The sequence below is a fragment of the Thiorhodovibrio litoralis genome (genome assembly GCF_033954455.1).
Classification (GTDB): Bacteria; Pseudomonadota; Gammaproteobacteria; order Chromatiales; family Chromatiaceae; genus Thiorhodovibrio; species Thiorhodovibrio litoralis.
Genome location: NZ_CP121473.1, coordinates 4,923,999 through 4,946,074 on the forward strand (window position 1 = coordinate 4,923,999; position 22,076 = coordinate 4,946,074).

Consider the following 22,076-nt stretch of genomic DNA (forward strand, 5'->3'; position numbering starts at 1 on the left):
CTTTAATGGGCACAATCACAAAATCTATCAAAGCAAGATTGTAACCGCATCGCAATGAGATCCATATCTGCCTCATCAATAACTATTGGCGGAATAATCTTGATGCTGTTAAAGTTAACTCCACAGGCATAAACGATAACATGCTCATCCATACAGATAGACATCAGTTTCTTTGCAAGACGCTCAGAAGGTTGCCCAGACTTCGGGTCGACAACGTCAAAGGCAACCGCAAAGCCGACGCCGCGCAAATTCTTCACGCACTGCTTAGCATTAAGAAACTCTAGCTTTTTTAGAAACAAAGCCCCGCGTTCCAGAACATCATCGAATATCTTTTCTTTCTCAACGTATTGCATCAGTCGATTCGCAACGCGCAAACCAAACGAACTATTATTGAAGGTTGTTTGGAACGCCGTGCCCCGACTTGGCACATTATCGAACAATTCAGCCCGAGCAATCACAGCGCTGACCGGGAAGAACCCACCGCCGATCGACTTCGACAGCAAGACGACATCCGGATACTCGACTCCATATTGCTCATAAACAAACAACGAACCGGCACGCCCGAAGCCAACTTGAATCTCATCCATGACAAGATTCACGCCATGCTTCTTGCAGAGTTGGCTAAGCCCTGGAAGAAACGATTCTTTTGGAATTACAAAACCACCCGCGCCTTGAATTGGCTCAACAATAACCCCAGCTACATCGTGAGTGGAAAACAGCCGCTCAATAGTCGCCAAGCTTTCATCGACGGATACATCGTTATGCTGACTCGGAAAGGGTACAGATAACGTAAAGTCCGAAATTGGGACCCCATATTGCTCCTTTGCGACTAACTTTTCATCGGCAAGTGACGCTGCCGCTTCACTCACGCCATGAAAAGCACCTTCGAACGCGATCATATAACGCTTTCCACTACCAAAACGACAAAGTCGGACAGCATCGGAGACGGCGGCAGACCCCCCGATATTAAAATAGACTTTATAGCTTCTCTGATCACGCCCCACCTTGCGTGCGAGGATTTCGCTGAGCTCGAGTTTATCCTTTGAGTGGAAAGAATGGATCTGGTCGACCTCATTTACAGCCTCTTGCACAATCTTTACAATCGGCGGATAACAATGGCCAAAGTTGACCGAGCAGTAATTAAGCACTAAGTCCAGGTATGGTTCCGGATCACCATCGAACCACACCCACATCCCCTCTGCCTTCACGGGATTGACAAAACGATCATACATTTTAGATTCATCACAAGGGCACGCGTACGCATCCCTGATCGATTCATAATGACTTAATTCAGAAACAGCCATACCCTTCCCCTATTCAGGAAAAACAATCAGATTCGTATAGTTCTTGCAATAATGCGCTTTCAAGCAAAAAACCACGTCAACTCCTGGTACAGATCAGTACGAGCTCACCGCAATCAGTACATCTGCTGACATATACATTCCGCACCCGATCATTCACAGAAGCTAGACATATCTTCTTTCATCTAAAGGGAATTACTAACGTACCGGCAATTACTGCTCGCCTATTTCTCCCCCGTTACGACTTACGCAGAAGTATCATCTTCATTCGAGCCCTCTTCCCCGAGAATGTCCTCATACGGGACCAACTCTGCGAAAAGCGCCGCATATCGCTGAGCTTCTTGATGTGAGTTCTGCGTTTCTTCGGCAATTTGCTCAAACTCCTGATGCTTTTGGACCAGCCATTTGCTGTGAAGAACGGCGGCTCTGAATTCTGCTGCCGCATCTTCCCAAGAATCTTTGCGCATATATAACTCGCCAAGCATGCGATGGGCGATCCCAAGCTTCTTATCCCCCTTGGTCAAATTGACCAACAGGCGTTGCGCTTCATCTAACTCCCCGATTTTGACTTTTACCTGAGCAATTCCAAAAATCGCCGCCACTTGCGCAGGGTCAAGTTCACTGGATTTTTCAAACGCCTGAATCGCTTTCTGATATTGTTTCTCAGCAACATAACACCGCCCAAGAAATTGATGGCACTCAGCGCGTTCGGGGGCAATACCGACGGCTTTTTCGCAAGCGTCTGATGCACGGTGGTATTGTTTCAATTTGAAAAGCAGACCGGCAAGATGAAGCAGACTATTAAACGACTCCAAGGTTGCGTCTTTCAGCTTGTCAACCTCGGCGAGGGCGGCGTCTGGGTCGTCCTGTTTAAGATAGATCTCCCCAAGCGCCAGGCGCGCGCTGTCGAGTTGTGGATTGAACGCCAATGCTTGCTGCAACCAATTGATCGCCTGATCAAACTCACCTTGCCTCACATGTATGCGCGCAATACTCAACCGCGCCACGCTAACGGACGGATTAACCTTCAGCGCCTCTTGAAAATTCTCTAACGCTTTTTGATCCTCGCCCAAGCGAAGGTACGCGTAAGCAGAATGCAAGAGCGCCGGTAAGAAGTCCTTACGAATATGAAGGGCGCCCGCGTAGTGCTCCAGCGCCTCATCATCCAGCCCTCTTTTTGCGTGGACCTTCCCGAGGCCCACATAGGCCATGGCTATGTTCGGGTCTTTTTCAAGGATTGCTTCGTAGGCTGCAAAAGCATCATCAAGACGATCATCCTCGACTAGTTGCTGCGCTTCATCTAAAGCAGCCTTCAGTGGGTGACGGCGTTGCCTGCGTTGGCTTGCCGGCGGCGCAGTCGTGACTGCTGTTTCGGCGTCAACTTGAGCCTCCTTTTCCGTGTCAGCATCTTTAATTTTTACGTTCCAATTAGCCATGCGCGTCCGTCCTGCTTGCTAGGGGAAAAATTCCAGACCAAGATTAGCTATTTAATGTGACTTCTTTTCAGCTATTCTTTCGTTCTATCTTCATCCTGTACTAATTCATTCTTGAGGCTTAAGGGCCGCATATCAGCCCATACCGTCTCAATATAATCTAGACAATCTGGCTTCAGGCCTTGCTTGCCCGCATCCCTCCAGCCTAGTGGCAGGTCACGGTCCGCTGGCCAGATCGAATATTGTTCCTCATGATTAACTACAACTCGCCAAATTGTCTCGCCGACGGTGCTTGACACGCTCATCGCCACCCCTGATTGAGAAGATCAACTGAGTAAATCACGTATTTTTTTTGTTCTTGCAAATACATCATCTTCAAGGACTCAAGACGCGGACGGCAGCCTAGGGACAGATTGAAAGCTTCTGCCCTCGACTTGTCGAACAAAATTGTCATAGATTTCGAACCCGGGGGCTTGCTCATGCTCGTATTCATAACCTCGCTCCCGTTCGCTTTGCTGATCATCCTGTGTTTGGAGGTAGGTTACAAAGGAGTTCTCGAGAGGCAACCCTAGAAATATGTAAAGCCACTGCACAACATCGGCCATTTGTTCAGTCAAAGAGTAAAAGGAAAGACAAGCTTGTTTTTCCGACTCGATAACCTCTTCGCTTAGCTCTACGAGATTCTCACAATCCCTGCGCATCCTTGCCAAAAATGCTTCTTTCCACCCCTCAATCCGAATTGGATCGATATCTGTTTTCGCCATCGTCGAAATCCTAACTAAGGCCAACAAGGAATCGATGAGCTCGCCGGATGGTCGCACCAGGAGGACGAAGCGAGCAAGTGGATACATTTCAATGAGGCGAGGAATTTTTGTGTGGCTGGTTACCTCTTTTGACAAATAGATCGCGTCATCACAGGGCGCCAGGAAGGCCATTTTCTGGACTACCTTCTGATGAATTGCCAGCATTCGCGACTGACGCGCCTCGGTTAACTCCGGAAACGAATCGAGAGCAGGCAGAAGCCCGGCATACGGAAACCGCAGAAACACAAAAAGATGGTGCAAAAATCTCTCTTCGTAAAAAATTCCATCTTCTTCGTAATCGTACAGCATATTCGAATGCATCCGCATCGCTACTCGCCCAGTTTCCGTATTGGGCCAGTAACTGATTTTCTCGAGCAGCGGTTCCAGCTCTAGCCAATGCACTAGCTTCTGAACACAAATAAACGGATACCGCCATTCGAAATGGCGAATCGCGAAAAAGTTCCTCTGATCCGCAGCCAGGGTGCGATGCAGCAATGTGGTCCCACATCTTGGCTCACCAATGATGAACACTGGGCGAACCGTCTGTTCTCGGTAGTGCGGAAACAGAAGCTCGTCGATGAACCACAGAAGCGTCCAGAGAGGCATTAGGGCACCACTTCTTAGCAGAAAAAATCCTTGCTGCAACCGCGCGCGAAAACCGATCTCGGGTTGTCGTTCAGTTAAAACATACCTCCATAGCAGGGCATAGGTGCGCAGGTCAGGAAACGGAGCAAAAAGAATCGTTACAGCAACAACAATAAGAATGAGAAAAATGAATATCATCAGGCTTACGGCAGAAAATAAGCGGACAGACCGAGACAAAGGTGGATTAAATGTTTGGGGCTTATGTTATCATAATCCAGAGGTTAGCAAACTTTTCTAATACCGTCGGAATGTCCATCAGAACTGTAATCCATTAAAGGTAGTGGGGCCATCATGTCGCTGTCGATGTGCGCCCAGCAGCTTCAGGAACCCATCGGCGAAGCGCTCTAGCTTGGCCTGACCAACACCGCTGATGCCGGCAAACTCGGCGCGGTTGCCCGGGCGGTGGGCGAGGATCTCGCGCAGGGTGGCATCGGAGAACACCACATAGGCTGGCACATCCAATTCGCGCGCGAGCTTGCGGCGGTGCTCGCGCAGGGCTTCCCAGAGCGCTTTTGCTTCCGGGTCGCTGGGTGCCGTGGCGACCGGCTTGCGTGCGGCGCGCTTCTGTCCCTTCTGATCCGGGTCCTGGCGTAGCCGGATTCCGCGCTCGCCGCGCAGCAGCGGGCGGCTTTTTTCCGTTAGCCGCAGACCGCCGTGGCCTTCGACATCCACCGCGATCATCCCGGCGGCAACCAGCTGACGATAGACCGAGCGCCATTGGTCGGCGGTCAGCTCGCGGCCTATCCCGTGAGTGCTGACCTCATCGTGCCCGAAGCGGCGCATGCGCTCATTGGTCTTACCGAGCAGTACGTCGGTCAGGTAGCTGGCGCCGAAACGCTGGCCCGTGCGGTAAATACAAGATAGCGCCTTCTGCGCGGCCACCGTGCCGTCCCAGGTCGGCACCGGCTCAAGGCAGGTATCGCAATTACCGCAGGGCTCGGGGAGTTGTTCGCCGAAGTAATTCAGCAGCACCTGGCGGCGGCATTCGGTGGTTTCGCACAGGCCAAGCATATTGTCCAGCTTCTGGTGCTCGAGACGCTTGAACTGTTCCTCGGCATCAGACTCATCAATGAACCGCCGCAGCATGACCAGATCGCCGAGGCCATAGGTCATCCAGGCATCCGCTGGCAGCCCATCGCGCCCGGCACGGCCGGTCTCCTGATAGTAGGCCTCCAGGCTCTTGGGCAAGTCGATATGGGCGACGAAGCGCACGTCCGGCTTGTCGATGCCCATGCCGAAGGCGATGGTCGCGACCGCGATCAGCCCTTCCTCGCGCAGAAAGCGCGCCTGATGCACGCGTCGCTGCTCAGCCGCCATGCCAGCATGATAGGGCAGCGCCTGAAATCCCTGCTCGCAAAGAAACTCGGCTGTATCCTCGACTCCGCGACGCGAGCGGCAGTAGACAATACCCGCATCACGCGGATGCTCGCGTTGAAGAAATCCTAGCAGCTGCTGGCGCGGATTGCGCTTTTCAACAATGCGGTAGCGGATGTTCGGGCGGTCGAAGCTGGAGACGAACTGGGCATCGCGCGGCAGCCTGAGCCGCTCCAGAATCTCGTTGCGGGTTGGCGCGTCGGCGGTGGCGGTCAGGGCCACCCGCGGCACTTGGGGCCAGCGCTGGTGCAGCAGATCGAGCTGGACATACTCGGGGCGGAAGTCGTGCCCCCATTGGGAGACGCAATGCGCCTCGTCGATCGCGAACAGCGCAACGGGCAGGCGCTCAAGCAGGGCCAGAAAGCGCTCGGTCAGCAGACGCTCGGGCGCGACGTAGAGCAGGTCGAGCTGTCCGCCGAGCAGGGCGCGCTCTACCTGCTCGGCCTCGCCGCGCGCAAGCGAGGAATTCAGGAATGCCGCCCGCACCCCGAGCTGGCGCAGCGCATCAACCTGATCCTGCATCAGAGCGATCAACGGAGACACGACAATGCCCGTCCCTGGGCGCAACAGGGCCGGAATTTGGTAACACAGGGACTTACCGCCCCCGGTCGGCATCAGCACCAGGGCATCGCCACCGGCCAGTACCCGCTCAATCACGGCCTGCTGTTGACCGCGGAAGGCGGGATAGCCAAAGACGCGGTCCAGAATCTCTATTGCAGTCACGAATACGTTTTCAGTTTCGCGCCCCTCAGCCGCGTGTCTCGGAGAGCAGCCGGTCGATCAGCCCCTCGGCCTGACTCAGGTAACCACTCCCGAACAGATTCAGGTGGTTGAGAATGTGGTAGAGGTTATACAGGGACTTGCGCGTGCTGTACCCGGGCGGCAGCGGCCAGGCTTCGCGATAGGCGGCATGAAAATCGCCGCCAAAGCCGCCGAACAGTTCGGTCATGGCTAGATCCGCCTCACGGTCGCCAAAATAAACAGCAGGATCGAAGATGATGGGTGTCCCGTCGCGGTCATAGCCGATGTTGCCGCCCCACAAATCACCATGCAGCAGGGAGGGCGCCGGGGCATGGTCGAGCAGTGCCGGCAGCGCTTCCATCAAGCGCGCGCCGCGCTCCTGCAGGCGCCCGCCATGGCCATGACGCGCGGCTAGCTCGAGCTGAAAGCCCAAGCGCTGCTCGCGCCAGAAGGCAATCCAGTCGGCGTTTGGGCTATTCGGCTGCGGCGTCGAGCCAATGGTGTTCTCTCGATCCCAACCGAAGGTCTCGCGGGTGCAGCGGTGCATCCGCGCCAGCTGCCGCCCGGCCTCAGCGGCGCTGTCACCGCGCTGACGCCCGAGATCGATCCATTCCATGGCGATGAACGCGTCGCAGTCGGCCACACCGGTGCACAAGGGCTGCGGAACTCGCGGCCCACCCGCAGCCGCTAGCTCCGCCAGCCCGGCCGCCTCGGCCTCGAACATTGACAGCGTCTCGCCGCGGTTGATCTTAACGAAATAGGCCCGCTCACCGTCATCGAGCTGGTAGGCCGAGTTGATACAACCGCCACCAATCGAGCGCGGCGCGGATGGAGCGAAGGGCGTGCCGCTCGCGGCGGCGATCTGTTCGGCAATCTGCGACCAATCCATGAGCGATGCTGTATTTGTCGATATAAACGTTGATAACAAAGCAACCCGTTCAGCAAGGCTGTAACAAGCGCACCTGGTCCAGCACTTAACGCCACCGCGCGCGCAAGAATGTCATCGCTTTTCCTGAGTACACCGTTGTCGATGGCACTCGGCATTCCCTCGCCCCAGACCGCCCGGCAATCAAATCGCGCGTGGCGTTTCCAGCAGACGCTTCAACAACGGGCTGGTGCGCGGAAAATGGGCGCGGAGAAATTCCATCTGATCGGCCAGCACATGCCGCCCCATGAGATAGATGTACTCTGCATGTGTGGGCGTAAAGGGCACGGCCAACAACTCCATGCGCGCGGCCTCGGGTGTGCGCCCAGCCTTGTAGTTATTGCAGCGCACGCAGGCGGTGACAACATTATTCCAAGCATTGCGCCCACCTTGACTGATCGGACGGACATGGTCGCGCGAGAGGTGTCGGCCCGAAAAGTGCCCGCCGCAGTAAAGGCAGATATGATTATCCCGCTGAAACAGCGTGCGATTGCTGAGCGGCGGAACGTAATCGTCGCGCAGCTTGCTTGGCGCATGCTGCGCGCCATGGGTGGCGATGATGGAATGCACTTCGAGCTGGCTGCGCTCACGCGATTTCGCGTTGATACCGCCGCGCAGCAGAAAAATGGCATCCCCGCAGGAGTATGCGACCTGCCCCAGGAAATACAGCCGCGCGGCCACGCGGTAGTCGATCCACTCCAAGGGCATACCGCCCAAATCAGTTCGAAGAACTTGCTGACTGAGTAACACGATGATACGAGCCTGAATCGACGCTGATGGGTCAACGTTGGGGGATCGACGCATGCGGTGCATGATACCGCCTCTGCCCGCCAACGCAACTTCCACATGCGCATCGGGGCTTGACATCGCGACCAAGACTGTCAACAAGCGGAAATCTGGCCCCTAGCGGAATCCGTCACGCGCAGCAGAAGCCAGAAAACGCCATCAAAACCACCCGACATCAGGTCTTTCCCATTGTTTTTATTTGTTTTTCATGGGGCGATCAAAAATTGCGCAATGTTAAGAAGCGTTAATATTTTCGGCCACTTGGAACCCATGTGACAGCCTTATCCCCACAGTTATCCACAGCCATTGTGAACATCTGTCCGAAACAGCACCAGCCAGGCACGCCGACAAGCGACGGCCACATAGTCAATGATCATTGTTCAAACTGGCGGCTGATTCCCGCGCGACCAAGCATGCAGCGGTACCGACTCCCGCTGCCACCCACCATCCAGAGCCGCCAAGGACCAGCCAAGGTCCCCGCCACCCAGCACGCACCGCGATGACGCCCGCCAGCAATTGCCAAACAATTCTTCAGGTCGCGGTCGCCGCCCCGCTGCCTGACCTATTCGACTACCTGCCCCCAAGCGGCAGTCACGCAAGCCCGACACCCCAGCCTGGCATGCGCGTTCTGGTGCCTTTCGGACGCGGTCGCAGGGTCGGGTTGATCGTCGCGCTCGCCACCGAGAGCGATCAGCCGCCGGAGCGGCTCAAGGCGGCACTGACGATTCTGGACCGCGCGCCGCTGCTACAAGCCGAAGACCTGGAGTTCATTCTCTGGGCCGCCCGCTACTACCGCGCTGCGCCCGGGGAAGCGCTCTTTAGCGCGCTGCCAACCCGGCTGCGGCGGCCCGAGACTCTGCAAGGGCGCGACTTACCCGGGTGGCGTCCGACCCCGGCCGGTCAAACCGCCGAGCTTGATGCGTTCAACCGCGCGCCGCGCCAGCGCCAGAGCCTGGCCTACTTGCAGTCACATCCGGAGGGTGTCAGCCAACGCCAGCTCAATGAGACACTGGGCACATGCGGCCCCAGCCTGCGCGCGCTGGCCGAAAAGGGCCTGATCGAGGCCTGCCGAATCGCACCGCCTGCAGCTGCGTCCCCGCCCCCCAGCGATACCGGCGCAGTGATTGCGACTGCACTAACTCCGGCAACAACGCCGAAAACAGCCGCAGCCGTCATCACCGCAGTCACGCCAAAGCTTGATCAAGCCCCTAGCCCAGAACGCAGCCCATCGGCCGTTCCTGCGCCCGATCCGGCGCCTGACCCGGCAATTGATCTGGCCCAAATTCTGGCACCCGGCCCAGCACTTAACCAACAGCAGGCCGAGGCAGTCGCAGCGGTGCGCGCCAGCCAGGGCTTTGCCGGCTTCCTGCTCGATGGCATCACTGGCAGCGGCAAGACCGAGGTCTATCTGCGCCTGATCGGCGATGCGCTCGAGTTGGGCTGCCAGATTCTGGTTCTGGTGCCCGAGATCGGTCTGACCCCACAGCTCGAGCAGCGCCTGCGCGCACGCATTCCGGCCCCAATGGTCGTGCTGCATTCGGGCCTGAGTGAGCGCGAGCGCGAGGACCACTGGTTGCAGGCCGCACGCGGTAGCGCACGGGTGCTGCTTGGCACCCGCTCGGCCATTTTCCCCCCCCTGCCGGAACTTGGGCTGATCATCGTCGACGAGGAACATGACCTGTCGCTCAAACAGCAGGACGGTTTTCGCTACTCCGCGCGCGACCTGGCCGTGCGCCGCGCGCAACTGGCCCAATGCCCGGTGGTGCTCGGCTCGGCCACCCCGGCGCTCGAGAGCCTGCGCAACGCCGAGCTTGGGCGCTACCAGCGCCTGGTCCTGTCGCAACGTGCAGGACAGGCGCGCGACCCGCGCATCCTGATCACCGACATCCGTGGGCAATATCTGGACACCGGTATTGGCGTCACTCTGCATCAGCGCATCGAGGAGACCATCGGTGCCGGGCAGCAAGTGCTCTTGTTCCTCAACCGGCGCGGCTTCTCGCCAGTGCTCACCTGCCACGACTGCGGCTGGATTAGCGAATGCATTCGCTGCGACGCGCGCCTAACCATCCACCGCAATCGCGGTGAGCTGCGCTGCCATCACTGCGGCCTGATCCGCCCACTTCCAGCGCGCTGTCCTTACTGCCAAGGACCAGACTTGCGCCCGCTCGGTCAGGGGACCGAAAGGGTCGAAGACAGCCTGCGCCAGCGCTACCCCGGCATTCCGCTCGCGCGCATCGACCGCGACAGCACCAGCCGCAAGGGTGAGCTCGAGCGCCTGCTCACCGGCGCCTTGAACGGCGATTTTCGCATCCTGCTCGGCACCCAAATGCTGGCCAAGGGCCACCACCTGCCGGGCATCACACTGGTCGGCATTCTCGACCTCGACCACGGCCTCTATGGCGCCGACTTCCGCGCCACCGAGCGCATGGCGCAACTGCTGGTGCAAGTGGCCGGACGTGCAGGACGCGCGGAGAAACCCGGCACAGTCATCTTGCAGACCCGCCACCCGCATCATCCGATGCTGCGCGCGCTACTCCAGCATGGCTATGGCGCCTTTGCCCGTGCCGCCCTTGATGAGCGCCGCGCCGCGACCATGCCGCCGTTCTCCTATCAGGCGCTGATCCGTGCAGACAGCCCGCGAGAGGAAGCCGCGCTCGCCTTCCTGCGCCAGACAGCGGCCCTTGCCCGCGAGCACCAGCGCCCCGGCATCGACGTCTGGGGCCCGGCACCCGCCGCTATGGAACAACGCGCCGGCCGCCACCGCGCCCAACTCCTGCTGCAAGCCACAGAGCGCGGCCCGCTGCACCAGCTGCTCGACCGCCTGCTGCCGCCCCTGCGCGCCCTGCCCCGTCCGCGCGACCTGCGCTTCAGCCTGGATGTGGACCCGCAAGAGACGCTATAGCCTGCCTGGGCATCCGTTGAGCTGGCCTGCCAGTCTTGTCCGCTGGCGAGCGGTCAAAGAATTCCGCTACCATAGCTGTAGTTTCCCAAGCGGTCTTACACACGCATGAAGCAAGCACTCCTCCAACAGGTCAAACAAGCCTGGACCGCGATCGCGGCAGCGGATGGTCTCGACCCTGCCGCTCCGTCCGGCCGCATCCAGGTCGACCGCACCCGCGATCCCGCGCATGGCGATTTCGCCACCAATGCCGCCATGGTGTTGGCCAAGGCGGCGCGCTGTAAGCCGCGCGATCTGGCCACCCGGCTGGTGGAGCAGCTGCCGGAGTCGGGGCTGATCGCGCGCGTTGAGATCGCTGGACCTGGCTTTATTAATTTCTTCCTCGCAGAGACTGCTTACCTGAGCCTGATCCCGGACATCCTTGGCGCCGGCCCCGCCTATGGCCGCAGCGACCAGGGCAGCGATGAGCGGGTGCAGGTGGAGTTCGTCTCAGCCAATCCGACCGGGCCGCTGCATGTCGGGCACGGGCGCGGCGCGGCCTATGGCGCCGTGGTGGCCAACCTGCTCGAAGCAGTCGGCTATAAGGTGCATCGGGAATACTATGTCAATGACGCCGGCCGGCAGATGGACATCCTGGCCACCTCGGTATGGCTGCGCTATCTGGAGCTGTGCGGCGAGGAATTGCGCTTTCCGGCCAACGGCTACCGTGGCGACTATGTCTGGGACATCGCGGCATCCTTGCATCGCGAGCATGGCGATGCCTATCGCCAGGAGGCCAACGCGGTCTTTGAAGGGATACCCGAGGATGCGCCAAGCGCCGATGAGCTAAGCGAAGCGGGCGAGCCGCTGCCTGCGGCCCCGTGCGGCGACAAGGAGGCCCATATCGACGCGCTGATCGCGCGCGCCCAGCAACTGCTGGGCGATAACCGCTACCGACTGGTGTTCGAGCTGGGGCTGAACAGCATTCTCGATGACATCCGCGACGATCTCGCCCAGTTTGGCGTGGAGTATCAGGAATGGTATTCCGAGCGCACCCTGGCCGAGAGCGGCGTGGTGACCAAGGCCATCGAACGGCTGCGCGCCGCAGGACATGTGTATGAACGTGAGGGCGCGCTTTGGTTTCGCTCCAGCGACTTTGGCGATGAGAAAGACCGGGTGCTGGTGCGCGAGAACGGCCAGAGCACCTACTTTGCCTCCGACATCGCCTACCATGCCGACAAGCTCGAGCGCGGCTTCAACCGGGTATTCGACATCTGGGGCGCCGATCACCACGGCTATGTGCCGCGCGTTAAAGCGGCCCTGCAGGCGCTCGGTGATGATCCGGGCCGGCTGGATGTGCTGCTGGTGCAGTTCGCCATCCTTTACCGCGGCGGACAGAAGGTACAGATGTCCACCCGTTCGGGCCAGTTCGTCACCCTGCGCGAGCTGCGCAAGGAGGTTGGCAAGGACGCGGCGCGCTTTTTCTACATCATGCGCCGGTGTGAGCAACATCTAGACTTTGACCTGGATCTCGCCAAGAGCCAAAGCAACGACAATCCGGTCTACTATGTGCAGTATGCTCATGCCCGCATCGAGAGCGTGCTGCGCCAGGCGGCAGACAAAGGACTAGCAATCGAGGGCACGGCTGCGATGGCCAGGGGCGTGGCGAGTGACCCGGCCGATAGTGGAGCCAACAACGCAGAAAGCCCCGGTCAGCAAGGCATCAGTCAGCTCGCGCGCTTGACAGAGCCGCACGAGCAAAGCCTGCTGCGCACCCTGTCGCGCTACCCGGAGGTCGTTTTGGCCGCAGCACTCGAGTCCGAGCCGCATCAGCTCACGCATTATCTGCGCGAGCTCGCGACCGACTTTCACGCTTACTACAACGCGCATCAATTCATCGTCGAGGATGCCGACTTGCGCGAAGCGCGCGGTGCGCTGATTCTGGCGATCCGCCAGGTGCTGCGCAACGGCCTCGGGCTGATCGGCGTTTCGGCGCCTGAGGCGATGTAGTCATCACAACTTAGCTCTCGGTTTTGGGCCGGATGGCGGGCGCGGGGGTTTTCAGCGGCAGGACGCCGCTGGAAAGCCTACAGGGAAGTATTCACGGCGTCCCCCGCGACTGCCATCCGGCTCAAAACAAGCCGAAACACCTGCAATTCCTTTGTCAACCCCAACGCCCCGTCTGGATTTGGATTATGGCGAGAACCACGACAAGAAGCAGTCCATCATCGCGCAAGCGCGACCGCCCACAGAGCACCGGTGCCTTCTGGTTCCTGCTCGGCGCCCTGGTCGGCGCCTTCGGCATGGGGCTCGCCTGGATGCGGGACGCCAGGATTCCACAGCCCGCCACCCAAGCGCCGGTGGCCGAGGCGCCGAAACCGAAACCAACGTTCGACTTTTTTGAGACGCTGCCGCAAGAAGAAGTCCTGGTGCCGGTTGAGGAGGCCGCGGCCCCACAAGCACCGCGCCCGACACCCAAACCTGCCGAGAAGGCGGCGTCAACCGCGCCCAAGCCCGCCTCGACACCCCCGCCGGCCGCAGCCGCGAAATACCAGCTACAACTCGGCTCCTTCCGCGATCGCGCGGATGCCGAGCGGCGCAAGGCTGAGCTGGCCCTGCAAGGGCTCAGCGTGAACATCGTCGCCGCCGACGTCGGCGGTGCAAAAACCTACCGACTGCGAACCAGCACCTTCGACAAAGCCGGCGCCGACGCCCTGGGCAAAAAGCTCCAGGCGCAGGGCGTCAGCAGCATGGCCATTCGGGCCGATTAGCCGGTTACATCGGCAACCCCGCTCTGGTCACCCCCGACCGCCGCGACTGACCTTACGCAACAGAGCGTCCAGGGCTGAGGTCGGCAACAAGCGCCGCAAGACACCCAGCAGATGGGTTGGTAGCGTCACGGCGTAACGGGGTTTCGGCCGCGGGTGCTCGAGCGCGAGAATGAGTTTTTTCAGCACCGCCTCGGCCGGCAAAGTGAAGGGCTGCACCGCGCCTTCCTGCTCTAGGCGCTCCGCCATGCGGCGATAGGCCTCCTCGTGCGGACTCCCTGTGGGATCGACATACCGCTCAAAGGCGGTTCGCGCGTTGCCACGAAAGCGGCTCTCGATCGGACCGGGCTCGATCAGAATGACCTTGATGCCGCTGCCCGCAAGCTCCAGCCGCAAGGTGTCAGTGAGTCCCTCAAGCGCGAACTTGCTCGCCACATAGGCACCGCGAAATGGCAGGGCTACCAGACCGAGCACCGAACTGTTCTGAATGATGCGGCCGCTGCCCTGGGCGCGCATCAAGGGAATGATGCGTCGGGTGAGATCGTGCCAACCGAACAGATTGGTCTCGAACTGGGCGCGCAGCGCCTCGGGTGTCAGGTCCTCTACCGCGCCGGGCAAGCCGAAGGCGCCGTTATTGAATAGCGCATCCAGGCGGCCGCCGGTTAGCGCGAGCGCTGCCTCCAACCCGTTGGCAATGCTCGTGCCATCGGCGAGATCAAGCCGCACGGCGGCAAGCCCCGCCTGCTCCAACGCTTGGACGTCCGCAATGTTGCGCACGCTGGCGATGACCTGATGGCCGCGCCGCGCGAGCCCGAGCGCGCAAACCCGCCCGATGCCACTGGAGCAGCCGGTAATCAGAATGCGGCGTGGCTCGATCTCTTTCATGCATTTAACCTCCGTGCTGGCACCGGTGCGCCCTGATGCCTCTTGGTCCTGAGCGCATCCGGCAAGGCTTGCAGGCGCTTAACTGCGGGAGCGGCAGCCGCCGTCATCCGCAACCAGAACCTCGGCCAGAACCTCGGCCAGAACCTCGGCCAATACAGGCCGCGCGGTGCTGGTCCGAGCCGGCCCAGAATTGGGGCCTAATTTGGATTAAAAATTTTTTATCGCACCCGCTTGCTTCTGGCGCAGAACAACCCCATATTGCGCGGGTTAAACATTGCGTTAAAGCGAGGACCCGACCATGCCCATTTACGAGTATCAGTGCCAAGCCTGCGGTCATGAGATGGACGCGTTGCAGAAGATCAGCGACGCGCCGCTGACCGACTGCCCGGAATGCGGGGCACCGACACTGAAGAAGAAAATCTCGGCTGCCGCTTTTCGCCTGAAAGGCTCTGGTTGGTACGAGACCGATTTCAAAAAGGACGGTCGCAAAAACGTGCATGATTCAGGCGATAAGCCCGGAGACAAAGCCTCCTCTGGCGATAAGAAGAAAGGGGACGGCAAGCCGGCCACCACGGCCGACAGCACTAAGAAGACCGCCGCGAGCGATTCGGGCAAGTCCTCCAGCACCAGCAAGCCGGCGAGCAACAGCAAGGCCGCCTGAAGCCCACTCCCCCTCTCTTTGGCACGCGCCTCGCAACGCCATCCAGCGGATCTCTCCAGCACTGGAAGCGCCCGCGGGGCGCTTCGCACAACAGCGGCCCCAGGCGGCGATCAGGATTCAGGCCGCATCGCGCCGAGATGGCGACCGACCGCGATCCAGCTCCCGAATATGCCTAGCGCGGTGCCGCCGCCAATCAGGGCCAGGGATGGCAGCGGGCCAAGCGCGCGCAGGTGAAAGACACTCTGATAGCTCGCCGCGAGCTGATCCGCCGGCAGTTGCATCGCCGCCACGGTGAGCCACACCATCACCCAGGCCATCACACCGCTGAGCAGGCCGTACCAGGCGCCGCTGTAGAGAAAGGGCCGCCGAATAAAGCCGGTGGTCGCCCCCACCAGGTGCATGACGTCGATTTCATCGCGGCGGTTTTCGATCTCCAGGCGGATGGTGTTGCCCACCACCAGCAGTACGCCTAGCGCCAGCGCCAGGCTGAGCAGCCCGAGCGCGCGTTCAAGCAGCTCCACCAGCGCCTGCAGGCGCCGCGCCCACTCGGTATCCAGGCGCGTGAAATTGACATCATCAAGCTGCTCAAGGCCATCAAGCAGCTGCGTCAGTTGCTTCACGCCCGTCAAATGCGGTGCCGGAAATACCGAAATCACCACCGGCAGCGGGTTCTCGCTTAGCTGATCCAAGGCGGCTCCCAAGCCGCTGTATTCACGAAACTCAGCCAACCCCTGCTCGCGCGAAATCACCTGCGCGCGGACGATATCACTACGCGCCTGCCAGCGCCGTGCGAACTCCTCGGCGGCAGACTCGTCCACACTGGACTCGAGAAACACCGAAATCGCCGCTGAGCCTTCCCAGTAACCACCAAGGGCCTTGAGATTTTCTGTCAGCACAAAGAGCGAGGCCGGCAGCATCAGGGCCACCGCCATGGCCGCCACCGTCATGCCGGTTGCGAAAGGCGCGCCCAACAGGCGCCGCAAGGTCGTCACCGCATTGTCGCGATGATGCGCCATCCAGGCCTCGAAGCGAGCGGAGAACGGGCGTTGATGACGGCGCGAGCGACCTTTCATGCGCGCTTTACCAGCCACCGCTGTCCGCATCCAGGCGTCCGTCGCGTAAGCGGATGATCCGGTGTTGCATGAAGCTGACGATATCGATGTTGTGGGTGGCGATCAGCAGGGTTACACCAACATCATGAAAGCGCTCGAACAGACCGAAAATCTCCCGCGACAATTCCGGGTCAAGGTTACCAGTGGGCTCGTCGGCCAGGATGACCGGCGGGCGCGCCACCACGGCACGCGCGATGCCGACACGCTGCTGCTCACCGCCGGAGAGGGTGATAGGCAAGGCGCGTTCGAAGCGCAACAGGCCGACCTGATCCAGCGCCGCGCGCACGCGCTTGCCGATTTCCATGCGGGTCATACCGGCCACGATCAACGGCAGCGCAACGTTGTCAAACACCGTGCGATTAGACAGCAGCCGGTGATCCTGGAAAATCATGCCGATCTGGCGGCGAAAGTGCGGAATCCTGCGCGCCGGCAGATCACCGATATTCTCCCGATTGACTAGCACCTGACCTCGGCTTGGGCGATCCAGCAAGCCAATCAGGCGCAGCAGGGTGCTCTTACCGGCACCGGAATGCCCGGTCAGAAAGGCCATCTCGCCGCTGGCCAACTCAAAGCTCAAATCCTTGAGCGCATCGCCGCGCTCCGGGAACCGCTTCCACACACGCTCGAAGCGGATCATGGTCGCGTTCCCCAGAGTTGCGTCTGCCAGAGTTGGGTCCACCGGGGTCGCATTCCCCGCGCGCAAGCACCTGTGCTTGCGCCCGAGACAGGCCGCAAGAGGGTTTGTGCTTCGCGTTTTTGGGTAAGACGTCTCATCAACTCATCACCACATGCAATAGCCACTGGCCGCCGGTCACAGCACCGACGCATCTCAGGGCGACAAGAGCGCATCGAGGAATTCGTTCGGCTCGAAGTAGCGCAGATCATCGATCTGCTCGCCCACGCCAATGAAGCGAATCGGGATGTGCAGTTGATCAGCCAACGCAAACAGAATCCCGCCCTTGGCGGTGCCATCGAGCTTGGTCAGGGCAATGCCGGTCAGCGGGATGGCGCGATGAAACTCCTGCGCCTGATGCAGCGCGTTTTGCCCGGTGGTGGCATCCACCACCAGCATGACTTCATGCGGGGCATCGGGGTCGATCTTCTGCATGACTCGAGCGATTTTCTTGAGCTCTTCCATCAGGTTGCTCTTGGTATGCAGACGCCCGGCGGTGTCGGCAATGAGCACGTCGATGCCACGCGCGGTGGCAGCCTGTAGGGCATCGAAAATGACCGATGCCGAATCCGCGCCCTTACCCTGGCTGATCACCGGCACCTGGTTGCGCTCGCCCCAGGTCTGCAACTGCTCGACCGCCGCGGCGCGGAAGGTGTCGCCGGCGGCCAGCATGATGGAATTGCCCTCAGCCTGCAGCTGCTTGGCTAACTTGCCGATGGTGGTGGTCTTGCCGACGCCATTGACGCCGACCATCAAAATCACCTGCGGACGGCCGGACGCGGGCTGTCGCACGGGCGCGGCACTCGCGCTCAGGATTGCATCGAGTTCGGCACGCAGGGCCTCGACCAAGGCCGATGGCTTGGACAACTCATGGCGGCGCACGCGCCCAGACAGATCGTCGATGATGCGGGTGGTGGCAGGCACGCCGACATCCGCTGTGAGCAGCAGGGTTTCGAGTTCCTCGAGCAGGTCCTCGTCGATCTCCTTGCGACCGCTGACCAAGTCGCCGATATCGGCATTGAGGATCGCGCGAGTGCGGTTGAGTCCGGTCTTAAGCCGCGCGAACATGCCGCGGCGTTGGTCGGCTGCCGCCGCGGCTTCAGCCTCTGCCTTGGCGGCGCCAAGCAGGCTGGCGCGCGTGGCTGCCGATTCCGCTTCAGGCTTGGACTCAGGCTCCGTCGCGACTTCGGTCCCTGAGCCGGTTGCCAACTTGGTCCTGCGCTCGGGCTTGGACGTCGCAGACGGTGCAGCAGGCACTGCCTGCTCAGATGCTTTGGGCTCGGGTGCCTTTGGCTCGGGCGCCTTGGGCGGAACTGGCGCTTGGCGCTGCCCTGCCACTTTGGAGCGCGCTGGCTCCGACTCCGATTCTGGCCCTGGCTCATGCTCCGACATTTCGTCGCCACGGCCGCGCAAGCGGGCAAAAAAACCGCCCTTCTTGCCGCCTTTAGCCTCCGGCTTACCCTTCTCCCCAGCTGGCTCCCCAACGGGCTCGCCAGCCGGTTCGGCAGTTGCTTGGCGATTGGGTTCGGGAGTCGAGGTGACCGGCGCCGCCCGGGTGGCGACTAGAGCCTCATGCTTGGTAGATTCCGCCTGGGCGGGAGGCGGCACGGGCAAGACAACATTGCTTGGGCGCCCCATATCGCGACTGGAACGGATGTCTTGATCAGTGACAGCCTGGGCTCGGGCCTCGGCGGCCGCTTGCAACGCGGATTCATGCGCTGCTTGATCAGACGCGGATTGATCCGACTTCTGTTTCTTTTTCCCAAATCCAAACATGGCTTGCGACGATTTCCTGCAACCTGAGGTTGGCCCTGGAAGCGGTTCGCGTCTTCTCGCCCGCGCACCGGTTCCAGGCACTGTATCCAATGCTCCGGTATGCTAGCAGAAGGTGCCGCGCGAGTTCTGCCAGATGCCTGCTCCAGTTGTCCAATCGACTCACGGAGCACTTGTTCCAGCCCAGTTGTTCGAGCCCAGTTCGGACTTCGTTTCAAGCCCAGCTTTTCCCTATGCTGGAGTTTTCCTGCTCCCGCCCCAATAGTCCGCCCACATTCGAGCGACCATTTCGTGCTTCCCCTTACTACCGACAAAGAGCTTCATCGGAGTGCCATGAGGATTTTAATGCGTTACCCCGGATACCCCGTGCTTGCGCTGCTCGCCAGTTCGCTATCGTTCGGCGTCCTGGCAAGCCCAGTGCCAACGGACAATCTGCCTGAGGTCAAGCCGACGGCCACAGCAGCTGAGTCGGCCCCGGCATCACAGCCCCAGGTGTTGGAGCCCAAGGTGTTGGAGAAAGTGCTGGACAATGGGCTCAAGGTCCTGGTCAAACCGGATCATCGCGCGCCCATCGTCACCTCCCAGGTCTGGTACAAGGTCGGCTCAAGCTTCGAGCATGGCGGCATCACCGGCATCTCCCACCTGCTTGAGCATATGATGTTCAAAGGCACCGAGAACCTGGCGCCGGGTGAATTCTCGCGCATCATCGCGGCCAATGGCGGTGATGAGAATGCCTTCACGGGACGCGACTACACCGCCTATTTCCAAACGCTCGCCGACGACCGGCTGGAAATCTCGTTCGAGCTGGAGGCCGAGCGCATGCGCCGGCTCGCGCTGCCGGCGGAGGAGTTCGCCAAGGAACTGGAAGTGGTCAAGGAGGAGCGCCGCCTGCGCACCGACGATGATCCTGAATCTCTGACCTTTGAGCGCTTCAACGCCGCTGCCTACGAGGCCTCGCCCTACCGCATTCCGGTGATCGGCTGGGCCAGTGATCTCGAATCTGTGCAGGTGGAAGATCTGCGGGCCTGGTACCGGCGCTGGTATGCACCCAACAATGCCACCCTGGTGGTGGTAGGCGATGTCGAGCCCGATGCGGTCTTCGCCCTGGCCGAAAAGCACTTCGGCCCGCTGCAGGCGGAAGCCATCAGCACGCCCAAGCCGCGCACCGAGCCCGAGCAACTTGGCACCAAGTCGCTCACGGTGGAGGCACCGGCCAAGGAACCTTACCTGTTGTTCGGCTACAAGACGCCGGCGCTGCGTGATCTCGACCCTAGCAGCGACCAGGCCTGGGAAGCCTATGCGCTGGAAATGCTGGCCGCGGTGATCGACGACGGTGCCAGCTCGCGCTTCAGTCGCAACCTGGTGCGCGGGCAGCAGGTAGCTGCCGCTGTCGATGCCAGTTACAGCGCGTTCAGCCGCTTGTCTGGCATGCTGCTGTTCGACGGCACACCGGCCAAGGGCAAAACCATCGCCGAGCTCGAGCAGGCGATGCTCGCAGAGATTGAGCAGTTGCGCGAAGAACCGGTCACGGACGCGGAGCTCGAGCGCATCCGCAACGGGCTGATTGCCGGCAAGATCTATGAGCAGGACTCAGTCTTCTATCAGGCCATGCTACTCGGACAGCTCGAGACCGTCGGGCTCGGCTGGCAGCTCGCCGATGACTATGTGAGGCATCTCGCCGCGGTGACGCCTGAGCAGATCCAGGCCGTCGCCCAGAAATACATCCAGCCCGAGAACCGCACCCGCGCCGTGCTGGAGCCTCAGCCAATTGACGAGGCGGCACAACAGGCATCGGCTGCCACAGCCGTCGGAGGTTATCAGCATGTTCGCTAAAGTCACTGACTCTCGGCTCGGCGGCAACGCGCGGCAAAGGCGGCGATCGACCCTGCTGGCAGGCCTGCCATTGCCATTGCCGTTGCCATTGTTGGTTCTCTCGGCGCTACTGGTCAGTCATAGCGCCTTGGCCGGGCCGGAAATCCAGCATTGGATGACCGATCAGGGTGCCAAGGTACTGTTCGTCGAGGCACCCGACCTGCCGATGCTCGACATTCGCGTCGCCCTCGACGCGGGCAGCGCGCGCGATGGCGAACGCCCCGGCATCGCCTCTTTGAGCGCGGGCCTGCTGACACAGGGTGCGGGCGATTGGGATGCCGACGCCATTGCCGAGCGGGTCGAGTCCATCGGCGCCCAGCTCAGCGCCAGCACAGAGCGCGACATGACGACCGTGAGCCTGCGCACCCTGACCGACGAGCCTGCGCTGAACACCGCGATCGAGACCCTGACAACCGTTCTGAGCACACCGCGCTTCGAAACCGAGGATGTCGAGCGAGTCAAGCGCAACCGTCTGACCGCGCTGCGACAAGCCGAGCAGGACCCAGGGACGGTCGGGCGCAAGGCATTTTATCGCGCGGTCTTTCGCGACCATCCCTACGCCAGCGACCCATCCGGCACCGCCGAAAGCGTCGCCCAGCTCGCACCGGAGGACTTCCAGCGCTTCCACCAGGATTATTACCGCGCCAGCGGTGCGACCATTGCCATGGTGGGCGCCATCGACCGGGCGCGGGCCGAACGCATCGCCAAGGCGATCAGCGCCGGCTTGCCAAAAGGCGAAGCGCCGCCGCATCTGCCGCCGGTCGCGGGGCTCGATCATGGCGATACCCAGACCATCGACTTTCCGTCCAGCCAGACGCATCTTTACGCCGGTGCGCCTGGCATGAAGCGCGGCGATCCGGACTATTTTCCACTTTACGTCGGCAACCACATCCTCGGCGGCAGTGGCCTGGTGTCCTTGCTGATGGAGCAGGTGCGCGAGAAACGCGGTCTGTCGTACAGCGTTTATAGCTACTTCCTGCCGCTCGCGCAGCGTGGGCCTTTCATGCTTGGTCTGCAGACCAAGAATGTCCAAGCGGAACAAGCGTGCGAGGTGCTGCTTGAGACCCTGCGGCAGTTCATTGCGCAGGGCCCGAGCGAGAAGGAACTGGACGACGCGGTTAAAAACATCACCGGCGGCTTCCCGCTGCGCATCGCCAGCAATAGTAAGATTGTGTCCTATCTGGCCGTGATTGGTTTCTACGACCTGCCACTGGATTACCTCGACCGCCTCACCGACCGCATCCGCGCCGTGACACGGGAGCAGATCCAGGATGCCTTTGCGCGTCGCGTGCATCCCGACAAACTGCAGATCGTGATGGTGGGGCAGCCGGTCGCCGCGGCCGAGGAACCAATGGAAGACGAGAGCGGCGAGCAGACATCAACACCTGACACCGGAGCAAACGCTGGCGACATCTAGCCGGAAAGGCCCGCGTGGCGGATCGGATA

17 protein-coding genes are annotated in these 22,076 nt (G+C 60.7%); 6 read left to right on the top strand and 11 right to left on the bottom strand.

The annotated features are described in order from the left end of the window. Positions 1-2: 2 nt before the first annotated feature. The 7 genes from Thiosp_RS22380 to Thiosp_RS22410 all read right to left on the bottom strand — a co-directional run bounded on the left by Thiosp_RS22380 (position 3) and on the right by Thiosp_RS22410 (position 7,975). Positions 3-1,304, bottom strand: coding sequence for an aspartate aminotransferase family protein (locus Thiosp_RS22380; protein WP_201067585.1), 1,302 nt, complete (start codon positions 1,302-1,304; stop codon positions 3-5). A gap of 242 nt (positions 1,305-1,546) precedes the next feature. Next, positions 1,547-2,737: a tetratricopeptide repeat protein gene (locus Thiosp_RS22385; RefSeq protein WP_201067587.1), complete on the bottom strand. Its 1,191-nt coding sequence runs from the start codon at positions 2,735-2,737 to the stop codon at positions 1,547-1,549. 71 nt (positions 2,738-2,808) lie between these two features. Beyond that, entirely contained in the window at positions 2,809-3,039 is a 231-nt protein-coding gene (locus tag Thiosp_RS22390; protein ID WP_201067589.1) for an MbtH family protein, read from the bottom strand. 78 nt (positions 3,040-3,117) lie between these two features. After that, a complete protein-coding gene (locus tag Thiosp_RS22395) occupies positions 3,118-4,320 on the bottom strand; it encodes a sulfotransferase (protein ID WP_201067591.1) in 1,203 nt (400 codons plus the stop codon). A gap of 117 nt (positions 4,321-4,437) precedes the next feature. Then, positions 4,438-6,279 (bottom strand): DNA helicase RecQ, encoded by a 1,842-nt coding sequence (recQ, locus tag Thiosp_RS22400; protein WP_201067593.1) that lies wholly within the window; start codon positions 6,277-6,279, stop codon positions 4,438-4,440. Between the two features lie 25 nt (positions 6,280-6,304). Continuing rightward, on the bottom strand, positions 6,305-7,186 hold the full coding sequence (locus tag Thiosp_RS22405; RefSeq protein ID WP_201067595.1) for a fructosamine kinase family protein: 882 nt from the start codon (positions 7,184-7,186) through the stop codon (positions 6,305-6,307). 180 nt (positions 7,187-7,366) lie between these two features. Continuing rightward, complete coding sequence (locus Thiosp_RS22410) at positions 7,367-7,975, bottom strand: HNH endonuclease (protein ID WP_201067649.1); 609 nt, start codon at positions 7,973-7,975, stop codon at positions 7,367-7,369. 532 nt (positions 7,976-8,507) lie between these two features. Between Thiosp_RS22410 and Thiosp_RS22415 the strand changes: the two genes are divergently transcribed. The 3 genes from Thiosp_RS22415 (at position 8,508) to Thiosp_RS22425 (ending at position 13,657) form a co-directional block, all read left to right on the top strand. Further along, positions 8,508-10,910, top strand: a complete 2,403-nt coding sequence (locus tag Thiosp_RS22415) for a primosomal protein N' (protein WP_201067597.1) — start codon at positions 8,508-8,510, stop codon at positions 10,908-10,910. Positions 10,911-11,015: 105 nt separating this feature from the next. Next, complete coding sequence (gene argS / locus Thiosp_RS22420) at positions 11,016-12,896, top strand: arginine--tRNA ligase (protein ID WP_201067599.1); 1,881 nt, start codon at positions 11,016-11,018, stop codon at positions 12,894-12,896. 185 nt (positions 12,897-13,081) lie between these two features. Continuing rightward, the gene (locus tag Thiosp_RS22425) at positions 13,082-13,657 is read left to right on the top strand and encodes an SPOR domain-containing protein (RefSeq protein WP_201067601.1); all 576 of its coding nucleotides are present in this window, start codon (positions 13,082-13,084) and stop codon (positions 13,655-13,657) included. Positions 13,658-13,684: 27 nt separating this feature from the next. Here the strand turns inward: Thiosp_RS22425 and Thiosp_RS22430 are convergent, their stop codons facing one another. Then, complete coding sequence (locus Thiosp_RS22430) at positions 13,685-14,539, bottom strand: SDR family oxidoreductase (protein ID WP_201067604.1); 855 nt, start codon at positions 14,537-14,539, stop codon at positions 13,685-13,687. 298 nt (positions 14,540-14,837) lie between these two features. Here Thiosp_RS22430 and Thiosp_RS22435 point away from each other — a divergent pair, with 298 nt between their 5' ends. Next, positions 14,838-15,200: an FmdB family zinc ribbon protein gene (locus Thiosp_RS22435; RefSeq protein WP_201067606.1), complete on the top strand. Its 363-nt coding sequence runs from the start codon at positions 14,838-14,840 to the stop codon at positions 15,198-15,200. 110 nt (positions 15,201-15,310) lie between these two features. Here Thiosp_RS22435 and ftsX read toward each other — a convergent pair whose 3' ends face one another. The 3 genes from ftsX to ftsY form a co-directional block, all read right to left on the bottom strand. Further along, a complete protein-coding gene (gene ftsX, locus Thiosp_RS22440; protein WP_201067650.1) occupies positions 15,311-16,273 on the bottom strand; it encodes a permease-like cell division protein FtsX in 963 nt (320 codons plus the stop codon). A gap of 7 nt (positions 16,274-16,280) precedes the next feature. Beyond that, entirely contained in the window at positions 16,281-16,949 is a 669-nt protein-coding gene (gene ftsE, locus Thiosp_RS22445; RefSeq protein WP_201067608.1) for a cell division ATP-binding protein FtsE, read from the bottom strand. Between the two features lie 192 nt (positions 16,950-17,141). Further along, entirely contained in the window at positions 17,142-18,113 is a 972-nt protein-coding gene (gene ftsY / locus Thiosp_RS22450) for a signal recognition particle-docking protein FtsY (protein ID WP_323697136.1), read from the bottom strand. Positions 18,114-19,103: 990 nt separating this feature from the next. On the opposite strand from ftsY, the gene Thiosp_RS22455 reads away from it, so the two are divergent. After that, positions 19,104-20,591, top strand: coding sequence for a M16 family metallopeptidase (locus tag Thiosp_RS22455; RefSeq protein ID WP_201067610.1), 1,488 nt, complete (start codon positions 19,104-19,106; stop codon positions 20,589-20,591). Further along, positions 20,581-22,047: a M16 family metallopeptidase gene (locus Thiosp_RS22460; protein WP_201067612.1), complete on the top strand. Its 1,467-nt coding sequence runs from the start codon at positions 20,581-20,583 to the stop codon at positions 22,045-22,047. The genes Thiosp_RS22455 and Thiosp_RS22460 overlap by 11 nt, the downstream gene beginning before the upstream one ends. Positions 22,048-22,076: the final 29 nt, after the last annotated feature.